General features: G+C 69.2%; 18 protein-coding genes. 11 read left to right on the top strand and 7 right to left on the bottom strand.

Going from position 1 to position 22,179, the window contains the following annotated elements:
• Position 1: 1 nt before the first annotated feature.
• Positions 2 to 946 (bottom strand): alpha-E domain-containing protein, encoded by a 945-nt coding sequence (locus tag ACFQ27_RS07430; protein ID WP_374346477.1) that lies wholly within the window; start codon positions 944 to 946, stop codon positions 2 to 4.
• Entirely contained in the window at positions 943 to 2,382 is a 1,440-nt protein-coding gene (locus ACFQ27_RS07425; protein ID WP_374346478.1) for a circularly permuted type 2 ATP-grasp protein, read from the bottom strand. The genes ACFQ27_RS07430 and ACFQ27_RS07425 overlap by 4 nt, the downstream gene beginning before the upstream one ends.
• Positions 2,383 to 2,643: 261 nt before the next feature.
• Between ACFQ27_RS07425 and ACFQ27_RS07420 the strand changes: the two genes are divergently transcribed.
• From ACFQ27_RS07420 to ACFQ27_RS07410, 3 genes are read left to right on the top strand one after another with little or no spacing between them, the layout of a single operon-like run.
• On the top strand, positions 2,644 to 4,428 hold the full coding sequence (locus ACFQ27_RS07420; protein ID WP_377353147.1) for an autotransporter assembly complex protein TamA: 1,785 nt from the start codon (positions 2,644 to 2,646) through the stop codon (positions 4,426 to 4,428).
• The gene (locus ACFQ27_RS07415) at positions 4,425 to 8,672 is read left to right on the top strand and encodes a translocation/assembly module TamB domain-containing protein (protein WP_374346480.1); all 4,248 of its coding nucleotides are present in this window, start codon (positions 4,425 to 4,427) and stop codon (positions 8,670 to 8,672) included. Before ACFQ27_RS07420 ends, ACFQ27_RS07415 begins: the two co-directional genes overlap by 4 nt.
• Positions 8,673 to 8,687: 15 nt before the next feature.
• Positions 8,688 to 9,065 (top strand): hypothetical protein, encoded by a 378-nt coding sequence (locus ACFQ27_RS07410; RefSeq protein WP_377353146.1) that lies wholly within the window; start codon positions 8,688 to 8,690, stop codon positions 9,063 to 9,065.
• Between the two features lie 3 nt (positions 9,066 to 9,068).
• Here ACFQ27_RS07410 and phhA read toward each other — a convergent pair whose 3' ends face one another.
• Both phhA and hspQ read right to left on the bottom strand, forming a co-directional pair.
• The gene (gene phhA / locus ACFQ27_RS07405) at positions 9,069 to 9,929 is read right to left on the bottom strand and encodes a phenylalanine 4-monooxygenase (protein WP_377353145.1); all 861 of its coding nucleotides are present in this window, start codon (positions 9,927 to 9,929) and stop codon (positions 9,069 to 9,071) included.
• 98 nt (positions 9,930 to 10,027) lie between these two features.
• The gene (hspQ, locus tag ACFQ27_RS07400) at positions 10,028 to 10,366 is read right to left on the bottom strand and encodes a heat shock protein HspQ (protein ID WP_374346593.1); all 339 of its coding nucleotides are present in this window, start codon (positions 10,364 to 10,366) and stop codon (positions 10,028 to 10,030) included.
• Positions 10,367 to 10,646: 280 nt separating this feature from the next.
• Here hspQ and ACFQ27_RS07395 point away from each other — a divergent pair, with 280 nt between their 5' ends.
• Positions 10,647 to 11,765, top strand: coding sequence for a Ppx/GppA phosphatase family protein (locus ACFQ27_RS07395; RefSeq protein ID WP_377353144.1), 1,119 nt, complete (start codon positions 10,647 to 10,649; stop codon positions 11,763 to 11,765).
• Complete coding sequence (locus ACFQ27_RS07390; protein WP_374346484.1) at positions 11,762 to 12,466, top strand: RlmE family RNA methyltransferase; 705 nt, start codon at positions 11,762 to 11,764, stop codon at positions 12,464 to 12,466. Before ACFQ27_RS07395 ends, ACFQ27_RS07390 begins: the two co-directional genes overlap by 4 nt.
• Here the strand turns inward: ACFQ27_RS07390 and ACFQ27_RS07385 are convergent.
• Positions 12,453 to 13,349 carry a LysR family transcriptional regulator gene (locus tag ACFQ27_RS07385; protein WP_377353143.1) on the bottom strand — a complete coding sequence of 299 codons (897 nt, stop codon included), beginning with the start codon at positions 13,347 to 13,349 and terminating at the stop codon, positions 12,453 to 12,455. The genes ACFQ27_RS07390 and ACFQ27_RS07385 overlap by 14 nt on opposite strands.
• A 111-nt stretch (positions 13,350 to 13,460) precedes the next feature.
• On the opposite strand from ACFQ27_RS07385, the gene ACFQ27_RS07380 reads away from it, so the two are divergent.
• The 5 genes from ACFQ27_RS07380 (at position 13,461) to guaA (ending at position 18,398) form a co-directional block, all read left to right on the top strand.
• Entirely contained in the window at positions 13,461 to 13,610 is a 150-nt protein-coding gene (locus tag ACFQ27_RS07380) for a hypothetical protein (protein ID WP_377353142.1), read from the top strand.
• Between the two features lie 76 nt (positions 13,611 to 13,686).
• On the top strand, positions 13,687 to 15,147 hold the full coding sequence (guaB, locus tag ACFQ27_RS07375) for an IMP dehydrogenase (RefSeq protein WP_374346487.1): 1,461 nt from the start codon (positions 13,687 to 13,689) through the stop codon (positions 15,145 to 15,147).
• A gap of 3 nt (positions 15,148 to 15,150) precedes the next feature.
• Entirely contained in the window at positions 15,151 to 15,555 is a 405-nt protein-coding gene (locus ACFQ27_RS07370) for an MAPEG family protein (protein ID WP_377353141.1), read from the top strand.
• Positions 15,548 to 16,828: an RsmB/NOP family class I SAM-dependent RNA methyltransferase gene (locus ACFQ27_RS07365; protein WP_377353140.1), complete on the top strand. Its 1,281-nt coding sequence runs from the start codon at positions 15,548 to 15,550 to the stop codon at positions 16,826 to 16,828. The genes ACFQ27_RS07370 and ACFQ27_RS07365 overlap by 8 nt, the downstream gene beginning before the upstream one ends.
• 7 nt (positions 16,829 to 16,835) lie before the next feature.
• Complete coding sequence (gene guaA, locus ACFQ27_RS07360) at positions 16,836 to 18,398, top strand: glutamine-hydrolyzing GMP synthase (RefSeq protein WP_374346490.1); 1,563 nt, start codon at positions 16,836 to 16,838, stop codon at positions 18,396 to 18,398.
• 28 nt (positions 18,399 to 18,426) lie between these two features.
• On the opposite strand, the gene ACFQ27_RS07355 is transcribed toward guaA, so the two are convergent.
• Positions 18,427 to 18,846 carry a DUF983 domain-containing protein gene (locus tag ACFQ27_RS07355; protein ID WP_374544408.1) on the bottom strand — a complete coding sequence of 140 codons (420 nt, stop codon included), beginning with the start codon at positions 18,844 to 18,846 and terminating at the stop codon, positions 18,427 to 18,429.
• Between the two features lie 79 nt (positions 18,847 to 18,925).
• Between ACFQ27_RS07355 and ACFQ27_RS07350 the strand changes: the two genes are divergently transcribed.
• A complete protein-coding gene (locus ACFQ27_RS07350) occupies positions 18,926 to 20,293 on the top strand; it encodes an aminotransferase-like domain-containing protein (RefSeq protein ID WP_377353139.1) in 1,368 nt (455 codons plus the stop codon).
• 27 nt (positions 20,294 to 20,320) lie between these two features.
• Here the strand turns inward: ACFQ27_RS07350 and ilvD are convergent, their stop codons facing one another.
• Positions 20,321 to 22,171: a dihydroxy-acid dehydratase gene (gene ilvD, locus ACFQ27_RS07345; RefSeq protein WP_377353138.1), complete on the bottom strand. Its 1,851-nt coding sequence runs from the start codon at positions 22,169 to 22,171 to the stop codon at positions 20,321 to 20,323.
• Between the last annotated feature and the right edge of the window lie 8 nt (positions 22,172 to 22,179).

The raw sequence follows: 22,179 nt of genomic DNA, 5'->3' as shown, positions 1-22,179 counted from the left end.
TTCAGGCCGGCAGGCGCATTTCGAGGGAATAGGCGACGAAGGTCTCATAGACCGCGGCGTGGATGGCGGCGCACTCGTCGAGCACAGTGGCCAGGAAGCCGCCGGCCCCCTCGACCGTGAGGTTCTCGACATCGGCGTACTGCAGACGCGCCTTCAGGCGACCGGCCAGGCGTTCGGGCCCGCCGTTGCCGGCGGCCTCCACATAGCGGCTGATGCCTGACAGGTGGGCTTCGATCTGGGTGGTCGAGAAGCGGATCGAGCGCGGGAAGTCCTCGTCGAACATCAGGAATTCGAGGATCTGGCGCGGCTGGACGTCGGCGGTGTAGCGCCGCAGATAGGGCTCCAGGGCGCAGCCCATGCGAAGCACATTGGTCAACAGGGCGTGGTCGGCGATGCGTCGGCCGCGCGCCTCGCCGAAACAGACCTCCAGCAGACGGCCGATCAGCTGGGCGCGTTCCAGATAGACCCCGAGCAAGAGGAACCGCCAGCCCTCGCCATGGCTCATGGTGGCGTCCGCGGCGCCCTTGAACAGGTGCAGGTCGGCGATGATGTCGTGCAGGAAGGCCGACGGCCCGTCCGAGAACGCCTTGGAGGCGTTGGGTGAGGTCATGCGCAGGTAGATGAGGTTCAGCCGCTCCCAGGTCTCGGTGGTGATCTGGTCGCGAACCTGGCGGGCGTTCTCCCGCGCCCGGGCCAGGGAGCTGGTGATGGAGCCGCCGTCATTGCGGTCCAGGGTCAGGGCGTAGGCCGCATCCCAGGGCGCGGCGGCCTTGGAGGCGTCTGTGTCGCCCACCGCGGCCAGGGCCATGCGGGCGGTCTGGGCCGCCGCCTCGGTGCGGTCGAGGGTGGCGTTCAGCATGACGTCGGATAGGCGGCACATGTGCTCCGCCCGCTCCACATAGCGACCGATCCAGTAGAGGCTGTCTGCGACGCGCGCGAGCATCATGGGCGAGGCTCCTTGGCTTCCAGGACCCAGGTGTCCTTGGACCCTCCGCCCTGGCTGGAATTGACCACCAGGGAGCCCTTCTTGAGGGCCACGCGGGTCAGGGCGCCGGGGGTGACGGTGATCTTGTCGCCCGACAGGATGAAGGGCCGCAAGTCCACGTGACGGGCCTCGATCTGGCCGTCGATCAGGCAGGGCGCGGTGGACAGCTGGATTGTCGGTTGGGCGATGTAGTTGTCCGGATCGGCCTTCACGGCTTCGGCGAACTCGGCCCGCTCGGCCGCGCTGGCGTGCGGGCCGACCAGCATGCCGTAGCCGCCGGACGCGCCCACCGCCTTGACCACCAGCTTGTCCAGATTGGCCAGGACGTGGCTCAGCTGGGCCGGCTCGCGGCACAGATAGGTCTCGATATTGGGCAGGATGGCGTCCTCGCCCAGGTAATAGCGAATGATCTCGGGCACATAGGCGTAGACCGCCTTGTCGTCGGCGACGCCGGTGCCCGGCGCGTTGCAGATCACCACATTGCCGGCCCGGTAGGCGTTGAACAGGCCGGCGACCCCGAGCCCGGAGTTCCGGCGGAAGGTGAGGGGGTCGATGAAGTCGTCGTCCACCCGGCGATAGATGACGTCGATCCGGCGCAAGCCCGTGGTCGTGCGCATGTAGACCATGTTGTCATGGACCACGAGGTCGCGGCCCTCGACCAGCGGACAACCCATCAGGCGGGCCAGATAGGCGTGCTCGTAATAGGCCGAGTTGTAGACGCCGGGCGTCAGCACCACGACCTGCGGATTGGGCCGCCAGTCAGCGGCCATGCTCTTGAGGGTGGCGAGCAGCAGGTCCGGATAGCGATCGACCGCCCGCACCCCCGCCGTGCGGAAGGTGCCCGGGAAGGCGCGCTTGGAGGCCTCGCGGTTGGCCAGCATGTAGGACACGCCGGAGGGAACCCGCAGATTGTCCTCCAGCACCGCAAACGCGCCGTTCGGCTGGCGGATCAGGTCCGAGCCGCAGACATTGGCGTAGGCTTGGTGCGGCACATACAGGTTCTGCATCTCGCGCCGGTAGGAGGGCGCGCTCAGCACCAGCTCCCGCGGCACGACACCGTCCATCAGAATCTGCTGTTCGCCATAGATGTCGGCCAGGAACATGTTCAGCGCGCGCAGGCGCTGGGTCAGACCGGCCTCGATGACATCCCACTCCTCCGACGGGATGATCCGCGGCAGGAGGTCGGTGGGAATGATCCGCTCGGTGGAGCTTTCGCCGCCATAGACGGTGAAGGTGATGCCCTGCAGCAGGAAGAACCGCTCCAGAGTCTTCTGCCGTTCGGCCAGCTCGCCGCCGGCCAGGGTGGCGATCCGGTCGTTGAGCGTCTTGTAGTGAGCACGGACCTCCCCCGCGGCGACCAGCATCTCGTCATAAGGCGCAGGGGCTGGCGCGGCCATTTCAGTCTCATCAGGTCTGGGCGCCGTCGACAATCCTAGCTCCACCGTGAGAGGTCCTTCCGGGTCGTGATCGAGCTCGACCCTAGGAAGGCCGCTACTGCGGGGCGCGGGTTTTCGGAAGCGAAGGGAACCATGGGGCTTCATGCCCGTCATTTGAGCAGACAGGCGCCCAATTCGAAAGCACCGTTAGGTCGGCGGGTCGGGTGACACGGCGCGACGACAAGGCTAAATCCGGTGGGGGCTCAGCGCGGATTCTTGGACGTGGGACGACTGGTCTATGCCGTCGCCGCCTCAGCGGCCTTGTTGGTCCAGATGGGCCCAGGCGGCGCGCGCGCTGAGGCGCCCAAGGCTGGCCTTCAGGGCGATCTGCCCAGCCGGCTGCGCTCAGCGCTGGCCGAGGCCATCGGATACACCGACCAGCCGATCGAGAATCGCTTCGAGGCGCGCCGGCGGGCCCGGGAGGCCGCATCGGACGCCCTGGCTGTGCTGAGGTCCGAGGGCTACTACGGCGCGGAGGCCGAGCCGGAGGTCGGCGAAGGCGACACGCCCCAGCCCGTGGTCCGTGTGACGCCTCATCGCCGCTTCCTCATCGCCGATCCGCAGATCAGCTGGAGCGGCGAGGCGCCGCCGCCCACGGTCCAGGCGGCCGCTGAGGCGGTCATGGGCTTGGCGAACGGCCAGGCCGGCCGGGCGGGAGACGTGGTGGGCGCTGAAGGGCGCATCGTCGCCGCCGTACAGAAGCGCGGGTTCGCCGATGTCGCCGCGGAGCCGCGCGAGGTCATCGTCGACCATGCCGACCAGACCGTGCGACCGACCTATCGCATCGCGGCGGGCAGCCTGGTGCGCCTGGATGGCGTGCGGCTGGTGACGACGGGGCGCACCAATCCGGCCTGGCTTGACCGGCTCGCCCCCTGGGCGCCCGGCGACGCCTATGATCCCGAGGACGTGGGCGAACTGGAACGCCGGCTGCTCGACACCGGGGTCTACGAATCGGTGACGGTGGCCCTGGCTCCGCGGTCGGAGGCGACCCTCCAGGGTCTGCGCCCGGTCATCGTCAGTCTCGCGGACCGGTCAAAGCGCCAGCTTGAGATCGGCGCCAGCTATTCGACCAGCGAGGGCGCCGGCGCCGACGCGCGCCTGACCCGCTACAATATCCTGGGCCGCGCCGACACGGTCGCCGTGTTCGCCAAGGGCTCCAACCTCGACAGCCGAATCGGGGCCGAGGTCTCCCTGCCGCATTGGCGCCGCGCCCAGCAGACCCTGAAGGCGACGACGGCGCTCTACCGCACCCAGACCGACGCCTATGATGAAACCGGCGTCGGCCTCAGCGCCGACGTGCAGCGCCGGTTCGGCAAGACCTCCTACGTCACCGTCGGCGGCTCGCTTGGCTACAGCCAGACGGATGAGCGTCAGGCGACCACATTGCGCCCGCTCGGCCGGGATCTGATCGCGGTGGCGGCCCTGGGCGCCCTGGCCCTGGACCGGTCGGATGATCCCCTGGATCCCAAGCGCGGCTGGCGGGTGGAGGCGAGACTTGAGCCCACCCTGATCTCCGGCTCCAACACCTTGCCCTATCTGCGGGCCCAGGCGCAGGGCACGGCCTACATGCCCTTCGGCGAAAAGGCGCGGACGGTGCTGGCCGGGCGAGTGAAAGTCGGCTCCATCATTGGCGGCCTGATCCCGGAAGTGCCGGCCTCCCGCAGGTTCTATTCCGGTGGCGGCGGCTCCGTGCGCGGCTACGCCTATCAGGGCATCGGCCCGCGACTGTCGGACAACACACCGGAAGGCGGCCTGTCCCTGACCGAGGCCTCGTTCGAGCTTCGCCAGAAGCTCACCGCCCGGTGGGGCGTTGTGGCCTTCATCGACGCCGGCTCCATCGTCTCGGACCCGACCCCATCGTTCAAGGACCTGAGCGTCGGGGCGGGCCTGGGGGTTCGCTATGACCTGGGCTTCGGCCCGATCCGCGCCGACATCGCCGTGCCGCTGAACAAGCGCAAGGGCGATCCGAGCTTCCAGGTCTATCTCAGCATCGGGCAAAGCTTTTGAGCCAGCCGCCCGAGGATCCGAAGCCGGGACACGAGCATCCCATCGAGGAGGCCATCGCCGAGGTCGTCCACGAGGTGGAGGCGGCCGCGGTCGCCGTGGCCAAGAGCCGGGCCTTCCCGCCCATCGTGATTATTGTCGCCCTGATCCTGACCTTCGTGTTCGGCGGCGGCCTGGTCACGACCCGCTTCGGCGTGCTGCTGCCCCAAGGGCGGCTGTTGATCGAGGCCGGCGCCAATGGCCTGAAGCTTGGCCGGGTCGGACGGTTGCAGATCGAGGGGCTGGAAGGCGACATCTGGCGTAACTTCACGCTCAGGCGGCTGACGGTGTCCGACGAGCAGGGCGTGTGGCTGGACGCCCGCAAGGTCCAGGTGTCGTGGCGCTATCTCGACCTGTTCATTCGCCGGCTGGAGATCGACGAGGTCCGCGCCGAGCGCATCACCCTGCTGCGCAGGCCCACCCTGGCGCCGAAGGAAAAATCCGGTGGGCTGCCGGTGTCCCTGCGGGTCGGCAAGATCTCGGGCCGGGTCGAGATGACGCCGGAGTTCAGCTACCAGCGGGGCGTTTATGACGTTGTCGGCGGCCTGCAGCTGCGCCGTGGCCAAGGCGGCCAGGCGGGCCACCTGACCGCCGTCAGCCAGCTGCGCCGCGGGGATCACCTCAACCTGGCCTTCGACCTGATCAAGGGCCATCGTATGGCGATCAGCGCGGATGCGGTGGAGGCCAAGGGCGGCGCTATCGCCGGTGCTCTGGGGCTGCCCTCTGGCGCGCCGTTCGAGCTGAAGGCCCTGGCCAACGGCCGCTCCAAATCCGACGGCCCGGGGCGTTCCGGACTGATCCGCGTGGTGGCGATCTCGGGCCAGATGCGGCCGGTGGAGATCACCGGCGACTGGACGCCGAAGGGCGGGCAGGCGAGGGGCCGGGTCCTGCTCAGCGCGTCCAGCCTGCTCAAGCCCTATGCCGACCGCTTTGGGCCGGAGGTGACCTTTGTCATCGCCGGAACCCAGGCGAAGAAGAGCCTCTATGACGTGACGCTGTCCGCCAAGGCCGCGAACCTCAGCCTGTCCGGCAAGGGGCAGGTGGACACAGACAAGCGCCGGATCGGCAAGGAGGGCCTGGCCCTGGTCGGCGACGCCCCCAGCCTGACCCGGCTGATCGGCGGGCCGCAGATGGGGCCGACCCACGCGGTGGCGCGCCTGACGGGCAAGGCCGATGACTGGAAGATCGCCGGGGACGCGGTGGTCCGGGACTCGACCCTGCTCGGCTACAGCCTGGCGCGGATGAGCGGGCCGGTGGCCTTTGAACGCAAGTCGGGCGGCTGGAGCGTTTCGGGCAAGCTGGACGGGAGCGGCGGCGCCGGAACCACCTGGCTGGCCATGGCGCTGGGCGCCTCGCCCAAGGCCGAGTTCGACATCGCCCGGCTGTCCGACGGACGCTTCCTCTTCCGCGACCTGCTGGTGGACGCCCAAGGGCTGAAGGTCCGTGGCGACGGCGGGCGCGGCCTGCTGGGCGGCCTGACCTTCAAGGGCGACGCCGACCTGGCCAGCATCGCCGGGATGCGCAAGGGCGCCAGCGGCGCGCTGTCGGCCAGCTGGAGCGCCGGCCAGTCCGGGCGCGGCAAGCCCTGGGGCCTGGACCTGGACATCAAGGGCGCGAAGCTCGCCAGCGGCTATGCCGAACTCGACCGGCTGCTTGGCGGCCAGCCGCGGCTTAGCGGCAAGGCGGAGTTCAGCGGCGGCCGGATCCTGGTGTCCGAAGCGGTGCTCACCGGAGCCTCTGGCCGGATGACCGCGGCCGGCGCGCGGGAAGCCGACGGCGCCCTGAAGTTCAAGCTCGACTGGACGGCCGAAGGCCCCTTCCGGGCCGGCCCGGTGGAGATCACGGGCAAGGCCAAGGGCTCGGGCGCCATCACCGGGACCCTGCAGGCGCCCAGGGCCGACCTGATCGCTGACATCGACGCCTTGGATGTGCCGCGGTTGCCGCTGACCAACGCCCGTGTGGTCCTGAGTTTCCTGAGGCGGCCGGATGGCAGCAGCGGGGTTGTCGCGCTGAACGCCTCCAGCGCCTATGGCCCGGCCCAGGCCAAGTCGGCCTTCGCCTTCCCGGGCGCGGGCGTCGACCTGACCGACCTTTCCGTGGACGCCGGGGGCCTGAAGGCGTCGGGCGACCTGTCCCTGCGCGACCATGCGGCGTCCAGCGCCGACCTGGATGTCAGCCTGACCAAGGGCGCCTTCCTTGAGGCCGGCAAGGTGGCCGGCCAGGTCCGTCTTACCGACGGCGTCGGCGGTCCGCGCGCGCGGCTCAGTCTGACCGCAGAGGGCGTCGCCCTGCCGGGTGGGCGGGTGGTGATTTCCTCTGGCCGGGTCAGCGCTGATGGGCCGCTGTCCAAGCTGCCCTATTCAGCCGAGATGTCCGGCATGTTCTCCGGGTCGCGTTGGGGTCTGGACGGCAGCGGGACCCTGGCCCACGCCGCGCCGGGCTATCAGCTCGCCTTCAACGGCGAGGGCCGTTACCTGAAGTGGGCCTTGAAGACCGTCGAGGCGGCCCAGTTCCGGCTGGGCGGTCCGGAGTCGTCGGCCAAGATGCAATTGGTCGCCTCCGATGGCGGTCGTATCGACCTCAACGCCCGCATGGCGCGGGCGTCCACGGATGTGCAGATCAAGGTCCAGCAACTGGGCGTCGGCCTGATCGACGAGGACTTCGCCGGCAAGATCGACGGCGCCCTGGTGCTGAACGGAGAGGGCCGCCGGTTGTCGGGCTATCTGGACGCCGACCTGGATAGTGTCCGCGGTCTGGGCTCTGACGCCGCCCTGGGCCTGAACGGATCGCTCAAGGCCCGCCTGGCCGGCGACGAGCTGAACCTGGACGCCGCCCTGACCAATCGCCAAGGCCTGAAGGCGGCCGCGACCCTGGTGCTGCCGGCCGAGACCTCGGCGGCGCCCCTGCGGATCGCCATCGACCGCACCAAGCCCATCCGGGGGCGCATCTCCGCGGACGGCGAGGTCAAGCCGCTCTGGGACCTGTTGGTCGGCGGCGAGCGCGAACTGGCCGGCCATGTCCAGCTACAGGGCGACCTCGCCGGCACCCTGGCGCGGCCCCGCGCAGTGGGTCGAGCGGATGTGGAAGACGGCCGTTTCTCCGACGGGGCCACGGGCCTGACCCTGCGCGACGTGACCCTGCGCGCCAGTCTCAACGACACCGAGGTGGACATTCGCCAGGCGACCGCGGCGGACGGCCATGGCGGGACTGTCGCCGGCGCTGGCCGGATCAGTTTTGGGCCTGAGGGCGAGAGCACCTTCCGTCTTAATCTCAAGAGCTTCCGACTGATTGATAACGAGCAGGCCACGGCCTCGGCGACCGGCCAGGCGGTCATCGATCGGGACGGCGACGGCAAGGTCCGGTTGGCCGGCGCCCTGACCATTGACCGGGCTGATGTGGCCGCGCGCACCCCGACGCCCTCGAACGTCGTCCCGATGGATGTGGTCGAGATCAACCGTCCTGTGGAGATGACCACGGTCCAGTTGGCCCCCTTCAAACGCGGACCGGGCATCGCCCTCGACGTCACCCTCAAGGCGCCGGAACGGGTCTATCTGCGTGGTCGGGGCCTGGATGTGGAGCTGTCCCTGGACGCCCATGTCGGCGGTACGACCTCCAGCCCCTCCCTGTCGGGGGCGGCGCGGGTGGTGCGCGGCGACTATGATTTCGCGGGCAAGCGGTTCGAGTTCGACACCCGGGGCGTGGTCTATCTGTCGACCTCGCCCAAGGACATTCGCCTCGACCTGTCGGCGACCCGCGAAGACACCTCGCTGACTGCGGTGGTCCGTATCCGCGGCACGGCGGCCAAGCCGGAGATCACCCTGACCTCCACCCCAACCCTGCCCAATGACGAGGTGCTCGCCCAGGTTCTGTTCGGAACTTCGGCCTCCCAGTTGTCGCCGCTGGAAGCCGCCCAACTGGCCTCGGCCCTGTCGTCCCTGGCCGGGGGCGGGGGCTTCGACGTGATCGGAAACCTGCGCACCTTCGCCGGTCTGGATCGTCTGGCGGTGGCGGGCGGCGGGGCCTCGGGCGTCACGGTGTCAGGGGGCAAGTACCTGACCGACGACGTCTATCTCGAACTGACCGGCGGCGGCCGCGAAGGCCCGTCGGCGCAAGTGGAGTGGCGCGTCCGCCGCAACCTGTCCATCATCTCCAAGATCGCCGGCCAGGGCGACGGCAAGCTGGCGGTGCGCTGGCGCAAGGACTACTGACCCGCGGGAGGGGCCATGGGGACCAAGACGATCCTGCCGCTGCTGCTGGTCCTTGGGCTCGGCGCCTGCGGCCGTGAAGCGGGCGCGCCCACCAGCGCCGGCGTCTGCTGGCGGATGGTGGAGGGCCTCAACGGAAAGCCCGACTTCCGGCCCCTGGTGAGCGGGATCGAGAACCTGGAGTCCTGCGCGGGTCGGCTGGAAGGCCTGCGCCTGGAGCACGGCCAGCCGCTCGTGGGCGCCTATCAGGGGCGCTACATCTATGTCAGCGAGGCCGAGATTAGCGTGGCCGACGGGCCAAAGGCTCAGCGCTACCGGATCTTCTCCCCGGCCCAGCGCGCCCAGATCCAGGCCGGCTTCGAGACGCTGAAGAAGCGGGCCGCAGGCGCGGAATAGGGCTCAGGCGCGGGCGCGGGCGCGGGCATAGGCCTGGGTCCCGCGGGTGATGACCCCATCCTCTGTCCGCACGTCGGCGATCCCGAGGTCGGGCGCGCTGTCCAGGCGGCGATAGATGGGCCCGAAGTCCTTCAGGGTCGCGTCCAGCAACGCCTGCAGGGCCGGGACGACGAAATAGACCTGCTGGAAGTCGTCGATCCGGTAAGGCGTGCGCATGATCCGCTCGAGGTCGAAGCCCAGCCGGTTGGGCGAGGGATCGTCCAGGGCGAAGATCGATTCGGCGCGGGAGGAGACGATGCCCGCGCCATAGATGCGCAGACCCGCCTCGGTGGCCAGCAGGCCGAACTCCACCGTGTACCAGTATAGTCGCGCCAGGTTGTGCAACTGCCCGCGCCCGAGGGCGCGCAGACCGCCCCGGCCATAGGCCTGCATGTAGTCGGCGAAGGTCGGATCGGTGAGCATCGGCACATGACCGAAGACGTCGTGAAAGACGTCGGGCTCTTGCAGGTAGTCGAGCTGGTCGGCCTTGCGCACGAAGGTCCCGGCCGGGAAGCGGCGGTTGGCCAGGTGCTCGAAGAACACCTCGTCGGGGACCAGGCCTGGCGCGGCGACCACGGTCCAGCCGGTCAGCCGCTGAAGCTCGGGATTGATCGCCCGGAAGTCGGGGACGCCGCCGCGATGCAGGTTCAGCGCATCCAGCCCCTTCAGGAAGGCGTCGCAGGCGCGGCCGGGCAGCAGGGCGGCCTGACGCTCATAGAGCGTGTCCCACACCCGATGCTCATCGGCGGTGTAGGCGTCCCAGTCCTGGTCGATGGTCCAGTCAGGGCGTGCGCCAGGGGGCGGGGGTTGCGTTGCCGGGCTCATACCCGCAAGGATCGCTCAACCGGCCAGAAAGTTTCATTCGAAATCATCCCGAAAATCGGGACTTCTCGTGAAAACCTTTCGCCAGAGGCCGCCCGCGCCTAGTGGCTGATGCGCGGCCGCAGCGTGTAGTGGCCCTGATCGAAGGATTCGAAGATCAGCGGCGCCTGCGGGTGGCCCACCGGCTCGCCCGTGTCGTCCGGCAGCAGGTTCTGCTCCGAGACATAGGCCACGTAGGCGTTGTCCTCGTTCTCGGCCAGCAGGTGATAGAAGGGCTGGTCCTTGCGCGGCCGGATGTGTTCCGGGATCGACAGCCACCACTCCTCGGTATTGGCGAAGGTGGGGTCCACGTCGAAGATGACGCCACGGAAGTTGAAGACGCGGTGTTTCACGACGTCGCCAATGGCGAACTTCGCGAGTCGGACGTCGGGAGCGGTCATCGCGACCTTGCCGACGCTCATGTTGTCGGTTCGAGCATCCATGAAACGGAATCTACACCACGTCACCTAACCAGGAGGTGAACGTAACAATCATCTGTCAGGCTTCAAGGCCGCGCCTTCCGGCAGGCGAACCCTTCGGCTACAGTTGTCCTCGAAATGAGACGCGACCGCCGCGTCTGCGACAGAGTAGGCGATCCATGCAGGTTACGCCCCCGAGGCGCGTTCGATGCGAACGCCGCCCGAGACGTACAGGTGCGCGCCCCCGCCGGACGGTGGAGGCATGAACGCGCCCAATCCCCGGCCCCAGGGCCGCACCCGACCCGAGACCCCACAGCCGGAAACGCCCTGCTACGGCGCCCTCGACCTCGGGACGAACAACTGCCGCCTGCTGATCGCCACGCCGACCGGGCGCGGCTTTCGCGTGGTCGAGGCCTATTCGCGGATCGTGCGCCTGGGGGAGGGCCTGTCCCAGAGCGGACGACTGTCCGACGTGGCCATGGATCGCGCCATGGCGGCCCTGAAGGTCAGCGCCGAGAAGGTCCGCCGCCGCCGGGTGGTGAAGCTCAAGGCCATCGCCACTCAGGCCTGCCGCTCGGCTGAGAACGGTCCGGACTTCATCGCCCGGGTGGCCGAGGAGACCGGCCTGAAGCTGCAGATCATCAGCCCCCGCGAGGAGGCCCAGCTCTCCGTCGCCGGTTGCCTGAACCTGCTGGATCGCACCGCAGAGGCCGCCCTGGTGGTCGATGTCGGCGGAGGCTCCACCGAGCTGTCCTGGGTCGACATGCAGGGCGAGGGGCTGGATGCGGACACCGCCCGGTTCGCGCCCGGCAAGCTGCCGATCAAGGCTTGGCTGTCGATTCCCATCGGCGTCGTGACCCTGGCCGAGCAGTTCCCCGAGGGCGAACAGGCGACCGAGACCTGGTTCCGCGCCATGGTCGACCGGGTGAAGGCCGAACTGGCCGCCTTCCATCACGCCGATCCCATGCGGCCGGTCTTCGACGCCGACCGCGCTCACCTGGTGGGCACCTCGGGGGCGATCACCAGCCTGGCCGGCATGCACCTGGGCCTGCGTCGATATGACCGCAGCCGGGTGGACGGCATCTGGATGTCCCGCGACGAGTGCGAGGCCGCCGCTGACCTGTTGCTCAATCTCAGCCCCCAGGAGCGGGCGGAGCAGCCCTGCATCGGGCCCGACCGCGCCGACCTGGTGCTGGCCGGCGCCGCGATCCTGGAAGCCGTCCAGGAGCTCTGGCCTTGCAGCCGCGTGCGGGTCGCCGACCGCGGCCTGCGTGAGGGCATCCTGATGTCGCTGATGTCCGAACGTCCCAACGCCCGACGCCGGCGTCGCCGCAGACGCGGCGGCCGTGGCCCCGGCCGCCCGCAGGAGGCCGCCCAATGACCGAACCGCCCCGCAAACGTATGGTCAAGCCGCCCAGCGGCGGCACCGAAGAGGGCCGCGGCAAGCCCGCGCGCTTGAAGACGGCCAAGATCCGCACCCCGTCGTCGCAGGCCTGGCTGGAGCGTCAGGTCAACGACCCGTTCGCCGCCAAGGCTCGGGCGCACGGCTATCGCTCTCGCGCGGCCTATAAGATCACCGAGCTCGATGACCGCCTGAAGCTGTTCAAGCCCGGCGCGCGGATCATCGACCTTGGCCTTGCGCCCGGCGGCTGGACCCAGGTGGCCATTGAGCGCGGGGTAAAGCACATCGCCGGCGTCGACCTGCTGCCGGTCGAGCCCCTGCCGCCCGCCCACATCCTGCAGATGGATTTCACCGATCCTGAGTGCGGGCCGATGTTGATTGAGCTGCTGGGCGGCCCGCCCGACGCGGTGATCTCGGACATGGCGCCGAACACTGTGGGGCATCGGCGCACGGACCACCTGCGGATCATGGGCTTGATCGAGATCGCCGCGGACTTCGCCATCAGTGTGCTGAAGCCCGGCGGCGCCTTTGTCGCCAAGGCCTTCCAGGGTGGGGAGACCGCGCCGGTCATGGGCCTGCTGAAGCAGCACTTCACCGAGGTGAAGAACCTGAAGCCGAAAGCCAGCCGCGCGGACTCTTCCGAAGTCTATATCGCCGCCCTGGGGTTCAAGGGGCGCTGAGCGGGGCGGGCGGAACCTTCGCCCCCTCGGCCACCAGCCAGGCCCGGAACTGGTCGAGACCGCGCTTCGACGCCCCCGGCGCGGCCAAGAGGGCGAAGGCGCTCTCCGCGCGCCGGAAGCCCAGGGGCGCAACCAGCCGGCCAGCCTCGACATAGTCGGCCACCAGCAGCCAGGGCATGATCGCCGCGCCCAGGCCGGCCAGCGCCGCATCCACCGCGAAGTGGAGGTGGGCGTAGGGGTGTTCGGTCCTGGGGCGCAGCTCCACCCCCGCCAGCGCCGCCCAGATCGCCCAGCCCTGCGGGTGGGTCACGGCGCCCAGGCGCGGCGCAGTAAGGGGATCGGGATGGCGCTCCGCCAGGCTCGGGCTGAGCACCAGGCCGACATGATTGGGCGCAAACGGCGTCATGCCCGGCTCGGCCAGACGCGAGCTCGGAAAGATCCGGACAATGGCGTCGGAGCCCCGGTGCGAGGTCGCCTGGCTGGGCAGCTCCGCCAGGTGCAGCCGAACGGCCTGGTGCGTCTCGGTGAATCCGGACAGGCGCGGGATCAGCCACTTCACCGAGACCGAGGCGTTCACCGCCAGGTGCAGGTCCTCGGCCCCGCCACGCACCCGCGCCACGGCGCCGGCGATCTGGTCGAAGGCCGCGGTGAGATGCGGCAGCAGCTCTCGCCCAGCCTCGGTCAGTTCCAGGCGATGCTTTGGCCCGGTGAACAGCCGCGCGCCCAGGGTCGCCTCCAGCGCCTTGACCTGCCGGCTGACCGCCGAATGGGTCACATGCAGCTCCTCCGCCGCCAGGGTCGCGCGGCCGGTCCGGGCCATGGCCTCGAACGCGCGCAAGGCGTTCAGGGAGGGCAGGGGTCCTAATGTGAGATTTTCGAACATGGGTGACCTTATATGTCGATTTCCTCTCACGCTCAAAGCGGGCATCAGATCGCCATGCCCAATGACACAACACCAAGAACAACCGCGCTGATGGCGCTCATGGGATGGACGATGATCGGGGGGCTGACCCTGGTCTGGAGTCCGGAGGGAACCTTGCCCAGCCTGGCCCTGGCCCTGCTCAGGCTGGCCGCCCTGGTCCAGGCCCTGAGGGCCGCTTTCACCGCCGCGGGGCTGGTCCCGCCCGCCAACGCGAAAGAATAGATCGCCGATGGATCACGCGACCCTTGCCCTTGAGGGGCATGACCCCCTATACGCACCGCGCAAAATGGAGAGTCTCATGGAGATTCGCGAAGGGCTTACCTTCGACGACGTTTTGCTCGAACCGGGTCCGTCCGATGTGATGCCGACCCAGGTGGACACCTCCACCAAGTTTACGCGCGAAATCAGTCTGAACATCCCGATCGTTTCGTCGGCGATGGACACCGTGACCGAGAGCCGTCTGGCGATCGCCATGGCCCAGTCCGGCGGCATGGGGATCCTGCACCGCAACCTGACGGTGGAGGAACAGGCCGACCAGGTGCGCGAAGTGAAGCGCTACGAAAGCGGCATGGTCATCAATCCGCTGACCATCCATCCGGACACGCCGCTGCGCGAAGTCCGCGAGATCAAGGCGCGCCGGAAAATTTCGGGCTTTCCTGTGGTTGAGCCGGAATCCGGAAAGCTGGTCGGCATCCTGACCAACCGCGACATGCGGTTCGAAGGCTCTGACGATGTTCCGGCCAAGGTGCTGATGACCAAGGACAACCTGGTCACGGTTCGCGAAGGCTGCAGCCAGGCCGAGGCCCGTGAGCTGCTGCGCAAGCACAAGATTGAGCGCCTGATCGTGGTCGACGAGGCCTATCGCGCCGTCGGCCTGATCACCGTCAAGGACATGGAAAAGGCCCAGGCTCATCCCCTGGCCGCCAAGGACGCCCAAGGCCGCCTGCTGGTCGGCGCGGCCTCCACCGTGGGCGACGCGGGCTATGAGCGCTCCATGGCCCTGGTGGACGCCGGCGTGGACGTGGTGGTGATCGACACCGCCCATGGCCACAACGCTGACGTCGCCAAGGCTGTCGGCCGGATCAAGCGCGAGACCAATCGCGTCCAGATCGTCGCCGGCAACATCGCCACCTATGACGGGGCCCGCGCCCTGATCGAGGCTGGCGCTGACGCGGTGAAGGTCGGGATCGGCCCGGGCTCTATCTGCACCACGCGCATCGTCGCCGGTGTGGGCGTGCCCCAGCTGACCGCCATCGCCGACGCCGTCCGCGCCGCCAAGGGCACGGACGTCCCCGTCATCGCTGACGGCGGCATCAAGTATTCGGGTGACCTGGCCAAGGCCATCGCCATGGGCGCGCACGCGGCCATGATGGGCTCGGCCTTCGCCGGCACCGACGAGGCGCCAGGCGAGGTGTTCCTGTACCAGGGCCGGTCCTACAAGGCCTATCGCGGCATGGGCTCCCTGGGCGCCATGGCGTCGGGCTCGGCGGACCGCTACTTCCAGAAGGAGGTCTCGGCCCTGAAGCTGGTGCCCGAGGGCATCGAGGGGCAGGTGGCCTACAAGGGGCCCATCGGCGGCATCCTGCACCAGATGGTCGGTGGCCTGCGGGCGGCCATGGGCTATGTGGGCGCGCCGGATATTCCGCTGTTCCAGCAGCGGGCGAAGTTCATCCGCATCACCGGCGCGGGCCTGCGCGAAAGCCATGTCCACGACGTCATGATGACCCGCGAGGCTCCGAACTATTCGAGCCCGGTCTAGACCATGAACGCGGCGCCAGAACTCCTGCTCATCGGGGCGGCGGTCGTCGTCGGCATCGTCCAGTTGCTCTGGGCGACGCTGGCGGCGCGCCTGCATCCCGAACAGGACCTGAAGTGGGCGGCGGGCCCGCGCGACGAGCACCGCGCGCTCACCGGCGTCGCCGGTCGCCTGGACCGCGCCTATCGGAACTTCCAGGAGACCTTTCCCTTCTTTGTGGCGGCCACCTTCGCCGCCTATCTGGTCGCCAAGACCGGCCCGCTGACCCTGTGGGGCGGCGTGCTCTACGTGGCCGGGCGCGCGGTCTATGTGCCGCTCTACGCCCTGGGCGTGACCGGGGTCCGGACGCTGGCCTGGTTCGTCAGCATGGCGGGGATCGTCATGATCGTGGCGGCGATCTTCCTTGCGTGACGGCGGCCGGATCTCCGCGGCCATCGAGGTTCTGACCGAGGTCGAGACGCGTCACCGTCCGGTGAAGATGGCGCTGAAGGCCTGGGGCGACGCCTCGCGCTTCGCAGGCTCCAAGGACCGCGCTTTTGTCTCCGGCCTGGTGCTCGACACCATGCGCCGCCGCCGGTCGCTCGGCTGGAGGATGGGCGACGACAGCGTCCGCGCCGCGGTGCTGGGCGCGCTCGCCTTCGACTGGGGCTGGGCCCTGGACCGCATCGCGGAGGCCTGCGCCGACGAACCCCATGGCCCGGGCGCCCTGACCGATGCGGAGATGGCGGCCCTGGCTGCGCCGCGCGACTTGGCTGATGCGCCGGTCGCCATCCGCGCCGATATCCCCGACTGGTTGGAAGCCGACTTCGTGCGCGCCTTCGCGGACCGTGCGGCGGAGGAGGGGGCGGCCCTGTCGGCCCGCGCCCCCGTCGACCTGCGGGTCAACCTCTTGAAGTCCGATCCGGAGCGCGCCGCCAAGGCGCTCGCGCCGCTGAAGGCCCAAGCCGCTGGCGTGCTGCCCACCGCCTTCCGCATTCCTGCGCCGAACCCCACCGAGCGGGCGGGCGCGGTCGAGACCATTCCGGCCTTCTCCAAGGGCTGGTTCGAAGTTCAGGACCTCGGCTCCCAGATCGCCGCGGCCTGCGCCGGCGAGGTGCGCGGTAAGCAGGTGCTTGACCTGTGCGCCGGCGGCGGTGGCAAGACCTTGGCCCTGGCTGCGGCCATGGGGTCCACCGGCCAGATCTACGCCTATGACAGCGACCCGCGCCGCTTGGCCGACACCATCCGTCGGGGCGACCGCGCCGGCGTGCGCAACCTGCAGATCCGCTCGCCGGTGAACCCCGACCCCTTGAAGGGGCTCGAGGGCAAGATGGACGTGGTCTTCATCGACGCGCCCTGCACCGGCACGGGCGCCTGGCGCAGGCATCCCGACACCAAGTGGCGCCTGACGCCGGACACGCTCGCCAAGCGCATGGCCGACCAGGACCTTGTGCTGGACCTCGGCGCGACCTTCGCCAAGCCCGGCGGCCGCATCGTCTATGTCACCTGCTCCGTGCTGCCGCAGGAGGACGAGGACCGGGTCGACGCCTTCCTCGCCCGCAACACCCAGTTCACCCTGAAGCCCGCCACGGAGGATCCGGCGCTCGCCCGGTTCCTCACGCCCGCGGGTCATATCCGCCTGTCCCCCGCCAGCACCGACACCGACGGCTTCTTCGTCGCGGTGCTGGAGCGCTCGAAAGCCTGAGGCCGCCATGACCCAGACCCCCGCCCACGAACGCGTCCTGATCGTCGATTTCGGCAGCCAGGTGACCCAGCTGATCGCGCGCCGCCTGCGCGAGAGCGGCGTCTATTGCGAGATCCATCCCTACGACAAGGTGGAGGGCATGCTGGAGGCCTTCGGCCCCAAGGCCGTGATCCTGTCCGGCGGTCCCGCCAGCGTGCATGAGGACGAGAGCCCGTCGGTGACCCACAAGGTCTTCGAACTCGGCGTGCCGGTGCTGGGCATCTGCTACGGCGAGATGACCATGGTCTCGGAGCTGGGCGGCAAGGTCGAGGGCGGCCACTCCCGTGAGTTCGGCCGGGCCGAGATCCTGATCGAGCGTGAGAGCCCGCTGCTGGCTGGCCTGGGCGAGATCGGCGCGAAAGAGACCGTCTGGATGAGCCACGGTGACAAGATCACCGCCATCCCGCAGGGCTTCCATGTGGTGGCTTCGTCCGAGGGCTCGCCCTATGCGGTGATCGCCGACGAGGGCCGTCGCTTCTATGGCATCCAGTTCCACCCGGAAGTGGCCCATACGCCGCGTGGCGCGCTGATGCTGCGCAACTTCACCCACAAGATCGCGGGCCTGAAGGGCGACTGGACCATGGCCTCGTTCCGCCAGGAGATGGTGGAAAAGATCCGCGCCCAGGTGGGCTCCGAGAAGGTGATCTGCGGCCTGTCCGGCGGCGTCGATTCCTCAGTGGCGGCGGTCCTGATCCACGAAGCGATCGGCGACCAGCTGACCTGTGTGTTCGTCGACACTGGCCTCCTGCGTCAGAACGAGGGCGAGCAGGTCGTGACCATGTTCCGCGACCACTACAACATCCCGCTGGTGCACGTTGACGCCGGTGAGGAATTCCTGGGCGCGCTCAAGGGCGTCTCGGATCCCGAGACCAAGCGCAAGACCATCGGCAAGCTGTTCATCGACGTCTTCGACCGCGAGAGCGCCAAGATCGAGGGCGCGAGTTTCCTGGCCCAGGGCACCCTCTATCCCGACGTGATCGAAAGCGTCTCGGCCAAGGGCGGCCCCAGCGCGGTGATCAAGAGCCACCACAATGTCGGCGGCCTGCCGGACTACATGAAGCTGAAGCTGGTCGAACCCTTGCGCGAACTGTTCAAGGACGAGGTCCGGGCGCTGGGCGTTGAGCTCGGCCTGCCGCCGGCCTTTGTCGGCCGCCACCCGTTCCCGGGCCCGGGTCTGGCCATCCGCATCCCCGGCGAGATCACGCCCGAGAAGGTCGCCGTCCTGCAGCAGGCCGACGCCATCTATCTGGACGAGATCCGCAAGGCGGGCCTCTACGACAGCATCTGGCAGGCCTTCGCCGTGCTGCTGCCGGTGAAAACCGTCGGCGTCATGGGCGACGCGCGCACCTATGAGGATGTGCTGGCCCTGCGCGCGGTGACCTCCACCGACGGTATGACCGCCGACTTCTTCGAGTTCCCCTGGGAGGTCCTGGGCCGCTGCGCGACGCGGATCATCAACGAGGTCCGCGGCGTGAACCGCGTCGTCTACGACGTGACCTCGAAGCCCCCTGGCACCATCGAGTGGGAATAGGCCGCTAGCCGCGCCCTCGGGCCGCGGACTACCAGCCCTTGCGCTTGTAGCTGGCCGGCGCCTTGCCGTGGGCGCCGGTGCTCAGCCATTGCGCCTCGCCGGCCTTGCGAACGTACTGCTCGGCCACCAGCCAGGCCTTGACCGGCCGCAAGGTGGCCAGGCACCCGCCCAGCAGGGCGGGGAAGACGGTGACGAACTGCGCCCAGACCGGCGGCTGCGCAGCGACCACCCACACCGCCCAGGCGGCGATGACCGCGATTCCCACACCTGTCATGACGAAGAAGGCGGGGCCATCCGCGGGTTCGGCGAAATCGAACGCCAGGTCGCACACCTCACACGCCTCAGCGATCTTCAGGAACCCCGAATACAGTCCGCCCTGGCCGCAGCGGGGGCACCGGCAGCGGAGGCCGGCGCTGAGCGAGGTCGGGCCTGTGGAGATGTCAGTCATGGGCGGCGGTCCTGGATTGTCTGGAGCTTAAATCCATGCAATGTGGATATATTGCATGGATTTCTCGCGAGCATCAAGCTTGGCTCCCCGACCTGACTCCTGGCTGTCCTCCGTCCGCCGAGGTGACGGGCCCCTCTACAAGTCCATACTCAGGGCGCTGGAAGACGCGATCCGGTCAGGGGCGCTTCAGGCCGGCGACAGGCTGCCGCCCCAGCGGGCGGTGGCGGATCGGCTGGGCGTGGACATCACCACCGTCACCCGCGCCTACAGCGAGGCGGGCCGGCGGGGCTGGCTGGACGGCGCGGTCGGGCGGGGCACCTTTGTCAGGGCCGACGCTCTGCAGGACGATCCCGGCCGTATTGACCTCAGCATGAACCTGCCCCCGGCCCCGGCGGGCGTGTCCCTGGCCGACATGATACGGGACACCACAGTCGACCTGATGCAGCGGCATGACGCCGCGCGGCTGATGGCCTACCACCCTGGGGCCGGCGCGCCGGGGCAACAGTTGGCGGGGGCGGCCTGGATTTCCCCCTGCCTGGCTGATGTCCCGCCCGCGCGTGTGCTCGTCGCCCCAGGCGCCCAGGCTGCTCTCAGCGCCATCCTTGGGGCGCTGTGCGCGCCCGGCGACGCCGTGGTGGTCGAGCCCCTGACCTATCCGGGGTTCCGCCAGGTCGCGGAGCGTTTCGGCCTGCGGCTGTTGGCCTGTCCGGCCGACGCCGACGGGTTTCTGCCGGAGGATCTGGCCAGGCTCTGTCGGGATGCGGCGCCGAAGCTGATTTACCTGGTGCCCACCCTGCAGAACCCCACGGCCTCAACCACCAGCCCTGAGCGACGGCAGGCGATCGCTGAGGTCGCGCGGGCGGCCGGCGCCTGGATTGTCGAGGATGATCCCTACAGCCGCCTCCTGGAGGCGCCGCCAGCCTCGGTCGGCAGCTTCGCCCCCGAGCGCACCTTCTATCTGGCGACCCTGGCCAAGACCCTGACGCCCGGCCTGCGGATCGCCTACCTCGCGGTGCCGGAAGGGGAAGAGGGCGAGCGCGTGGGCGACGCCCTACGCGCCATTGCGCTCATGCCGCCCCCGCTGATGGCGGCCATGGCCACGGCCTGGGTGCGCGACGGTCGGGCCGAGCATTTGCTGGCCGGAGTTCGGCGAGAGGCGCGCGCCCGTTGCGCCATCGCCCGGCGTATTCTGCCCCAGGCCTATGCAGCGGCCGAGGAAAGCCTGCATGTCTGGCTTGATCTTCCATCGGCCTGGGATGGCGACAGCCTGCGGCGGGCGGGCCAGCAGCGTGGTCTGTCCCTGGTCGGCGCCGAAGCCTTCGCGACGGGGCCCGAGACGCGCAACGGCGTCCGGATCTCCCTGGGCGGACCTGAGACGCAAGACGTCCTCACCACAGCCCTGATGCGGATCGCCGAACTGGTGGCGCAGGACCCGCCGCGGCCCTGAGGCCTTCGGCGGGTCGTAGAGGCGGCCTTATCGCTTCTGATCGACGTCGCGCACCGCGCCGCGCGCGGCGCTGGTGGTGAAGGCGGCGTAGGCGCGCAGGGCGGTGGAGACCTTGCGGTGGCGCGGCTCGGCCGGGGTCCAGGCGTCCTTGCCGCGGGCCTCCTGGGCCGCCCGACGCTTGGCGATCACCTCCGCGCCGACCCGCAGGCTGATGCCGCGGTTCGGGATGTCGATGTCGATCATGTCGCCGTTCTCGACGAGGGCGATCAGGCCGCCCTCGGCCGCTTCCGGCGAGACGTGGCCGATGGACAGACCAGAGGTGCCGCCGGAGAACCGGCCATCGGTGATCAGGGCGCAGGCCTTCCCTAGGCCCTTCGATTTCAGATAGCTGGTCGGATAGAGCATTTCCTGCATGCCCGGCCCGCCGCGCGGACCTTCGTAGCGGATCACCACCACGTCGCCCGCCACGACCTTGCCGGTCAGGATGGCGCTGACGGCCGCGTCCTGGCTCTCATAGACCTTGGCCGGGCCGGAGAACTTCAGGATGCTCTCGTCGACGCCGGCCGTCTTGACGATGCAGCCTTCCGGGGCGAGGTCGCCCTTCAGCACCGCCAGGCCGCCGTCTTTGGAGAAGGCGTTCTCGACGTCGCGGATCACGCCGCCTGCGCGGTCCAGATCCAACTCTTCCCAGCGGCGGGACTGGCTGAAGGCAGTCTGGGTCGGCACGCCGCCCGGGGCGGCGCGGAAAAAGGTGCGCACGTCCTCGCTGTTGGTGCGGCCGATATCCCAGCGGGCCAGGGCCTCACCCAGGGTCGGGGTATGGACGGTGGGCAGATCGGTGTGCAGCAGGCCGCCCCGCTCCAGTTCGCCCAGGATGGCCATGACGCCGCCGGCCCGGTGGACGTCTTCCATGTGCACGTCGGCCTTGGCGGGCGCGACCTTGGACAGGCAGGGCACCTTGCGCGACAGCCGATCGATGTCGGCCATGGTGAAGTCGACGCCGGCCTCATGCGCCGCCGCCAGGAGGTGCAGGACCGTATTGGTCGAGCCGCCCATGGCGATATCCAGGCTCATGGCGTTTTCGAAGGCCTTGAAGCTGGCGACGCTGCGCGGCAGCACGGTCTCATCGTCCTGCTCATAGTAGCGGCGGGTGATGTCGACGATGGTGCGGCCGGCTTCCAGGAACAGGCGCTGACGGTCGGCGTGGGTGGCCAGGGCCGACCCGTTGCCGGGCAGGGACAGGCCCAGGGCCTCAGTGAGGCAGTTCATCGAGTTGGCCGTGAACATGCCCGAGCAGGAGCCGCAGGTCGGGCAGGCCGAGCGCTCGATCTTCTCGACCTCTTCGTCCGACACCGCCTCGTCGGCGGCCGCGACCATGGCGTCCACGAGGTCGAGGGCGACCTCCTTGCCTTTCAGGACGACCTTGCCGGCTTCCATCGGCCCGCCGGACACGAAGACCGCCGGGATGTTCAGGCGCAGCGCGGCCATCAGCATGCCGGGCGTGATCTTGTCGCAGTTGGAGATGCAGACCATCGCGTCGACCGTGTGCGCGTTGCACATGTACTCGACACTGTCGGCGATCAGGTCGCGGGAGGGCAGGCTGTACAGCATGCCGTCGTGGCCCATGGCGATGCCGTCATCCACCGCGATGGTGTTGAACTCCTTGGCCACGCCGCCGGCCGCCTCGATCTCGCGGGCGACCATCTGGCCCAGGTCCTTCAGGTGCACGTGGCCGGGCACGAACTGGGTGAAGGAGTTCACCACCGCGATAATCGGCTTGCCGAAGTCTGCGTCCTTCATCCCCGTCGCGCGCCAGAGGCCCCGGGCGCCAGCCATGTTGCGGCCATGGGTCGAGGTGCGCGAGCGATAGGCGGGCATGGGTCTTC

Origin of the sequence: Phenylobacterium conjunctum (genome assembly GCF_042679085.1) — a bacterium.
Taxonomy (GTDB): Bacteria; Pseudomonadota; Alphaproteobacteria; order Caulobacterales; family Caulobacteraceae; genus Phenylobacterium; species Phenylobacterium conjunctum.
This window is presented reverse-complemented; position numbering and strand designations above follow the sequence as displayed.

Coding starts and splice junctions, on each gene's coding strand:
- ACFQ27_RS07430 (WP_374346477.1), bottom strand. CDS start 946: ATGATGCTCGCGCGCGTCGCAGACAGCCTCTACTGGATCGGTCGCTAT.
- ACFQ27_RS07425 (WP_374346478.1), bottom strand. CDS start 2,382: ATGGCCGCGCCAGCCCCTGCGCCTTATGACGAGATGCTGGTCGCCGCG.
- ACFQ27_RS07410 (WP_377353146.1), top strand. CDS start 8,688: ATGGGGACCAAGACGATCCTGCCGCTGCTGCTGGTCCTTGGGCTCGGC.
- phhA (WP_377353145.1), bottom strand. CDS start 9,929: ATGAGCCCGGCAACGCAACCCCCGCCCCCTGGCGCACGCCCTGACTGG.
- hspQ (WP_374346593.1), bottom strand. CDS start 10,366: ATGACCGCTCCCGACGTCCGACTCGCGAAGTTCGCCATTGGCGACGTC.
- ACFQ27_RS07395 (WP_377353144.1), top strand. CDS start 10,647: ATGAACGCGCCCAATCCCCGGCCCCAGGGCCGCACCCGACCCGAGACC.
- ACFQ27_RS07390 (WP_374346484.1), top strand. CDS start 11,762: ATGACCGAACCGCCCCGCAAACGTATGGTCAAGCCGCCCAGCGGCGGC.
- ACFQ27_RS07385 (WP_377353143.1), bottom strand. CDS start 13,349: ATGTTCGAAAATCTCACATTAGGACCCCTGCCCTCCCTGAACGCCTTG.
- ACFQ27_RS07380 (WP_377353142.1), top strand. CDS start 13,461: ATGATCGGGGGGCTGACCCTGGTCTGGAGTCCGGAGGGAACCTTGCCC.
- guaB (WP_374346487.1), top strand. CDS start 13,687: ATGGAGATTCGCGAAGGGCTTACCTTCGACGACGTTTTGCTCGAACCG.
- ACFQ27_RS07370 (WP_377353141.1), top strand. CDS start 15,151: ATGAACGCGGCGCCAGAACTCCTGCTCATCGGGGCGGCGGTCGTCGTC.
- guaA (WP_374346490.1), top strand. CDS start 16,836: ATGACCCAGACCCCCGCCCACGAACGCGTCCTGATCGTCGATTTCGGC.
- ACFQ27_RS07355 (WP_374544408.1), bottom strand. CDS start 18,846: ATGACTGACATCTCCACAGGCCCGACCTCGCTCAGCGCCGGCCTCCGC.
- ilvD (WP_377353138.1), bottom strand. CDS start 22,171: ATGCCCGCCTATCGCTCGCGCACCTCGACCCATGGCCGCAACATGGCT.